General features: G+C 41.8%; 2 protein-coding genes. Both read right to left on the bottom strand.

Features of this window, described 5'->3' with window-relative positions; translation table 11 throughout:
* Nucleotides 1–648: hypothetical protein (locus KDK18_RS06755; RefSeq protein ID WP_257254111.1), on the bottom strand; the 648-nt coding region annotated here is incomplete at its 3' end.
* Between the two features lie 503 nt (nucleotides 649–1,151).
* A partial coding sequence (locus tag KDK18_RS06750; RefSeq protein WP_257254110.1) for a hypothetical protein occupies nucleotides 1,152–1,372 on the bottom strand: 221 nt, incomplete at its 5' end.

The following is a 1,372-nucleotide window of genomic DNA, read 5'->3' as shown; positions in this document are numbered from 1 at the left end:
GCGCCCGGAAAAAATAACATCCATAACATGTCGATTAAAATACTCTCTCATATTATTTCTGTTCTCGCGCAGACCAATGATTAACTTGTTGGTTCTACAAGGTTCACGAGCACTATCAACCAGTTCCTGCCTGAATTTTACGAAAAAATTAAAGACAATACCGAACTCAGAAAAAAAGCCTCTTCCATCAAGAAGGGTTCGAAAAAATGGATATATCTCCTTCAACAATTTCTCGAACCTGATTTTATGCCAAAAGTTACCAAAAGGAACAATCTTTGGGGTAACATCATCCGGTACGTTTTCCTTTTTTTTAAGATAATCAACCAGCATATCCTCCCAACTGTAATGTATTCCAGGCCAACAAGCTTTCGCTTCCTCTGCTGCCCATTCGGAAAAAATAGCATTTAGAAAAGACTGTATCTCTTCAACCCGCTCGTGGCTCATGGTTTTAGCCGCCACGTATTTCTCGGGGCTCCTTTCAATAGTAAAACACCGATCATGAACCAGACCTTCCTGGCATAAAATAAAATCGATAAAAATCTCTGTTAATTCATCTCTTTGAACATCTTCATAACGTTCCCTTGCGATTTCTTTGTATATCAGTGAATGCGTGAGGTTTTCAATGGTCCTTCGGAAACGCTCAGCCACCTCCTCAGCGGTAAACGTCTCGCTGAGTCCGGCTAAATTTATAACCTCACAATCATGAGAATTAACCCAGTGGGAAACTTTTCGCTCGGGAATCGTCTGATTGGCAATCTGATGACCGCAACCCGGTACAATAGAGCCGAGCCCTCTTAGGTTCTCTGCCGGTGCAAAGGATGTATCCTCAACCCGTAGCTTTCTTGAGAAACTTTTGAATACTTTTTGTTCTGAGTCAAAGCTTTCATCATTCTTTTCAGCAAGGTGGCTTTGATGAAATCCGTAACTATCTGTTTTGCTTTTGTTTATATTCATAAATCCCTCTATTGAACACATTTGATTTTTTTAAGCTATGTGTGCTTTAGACTGTTAATTTCTAAAAAAATTCCAGAACAATCGTTCATCTTTCCCAGCGCTGACCTGCTGCATGAGTCTGTTGATCCAGATGGAATGTGTTTTAGCAGAGGCGGAATGCCTGAAGGGAGAGTGGGGCAATCACCTCCACGCCAGCATCAAATCTGACTTAAAAGTCCATAACCTAAGGTCTGCATCCAGGCAGCCGCTGACGAAATATCCCTTACTTCGCCCCAAAAACAGCGATAATCCTCCGGATTCAGCCCTAATGTCCTGAGGTATTCCATGGTTTTGGCTTGAACTTCCTCTGCCGTATAATCTTTACAGGATTGGATATTTTCAGGGACAGGCTGCAAAGGGATTTTATCCTTTCTGCACT

The organism is Endozoicomonas sp. SESOKO3 (assembly GCF_024606255.1).
This window is presented reverse-complemented; position numbering and strand designations above follow the sequence as displayed.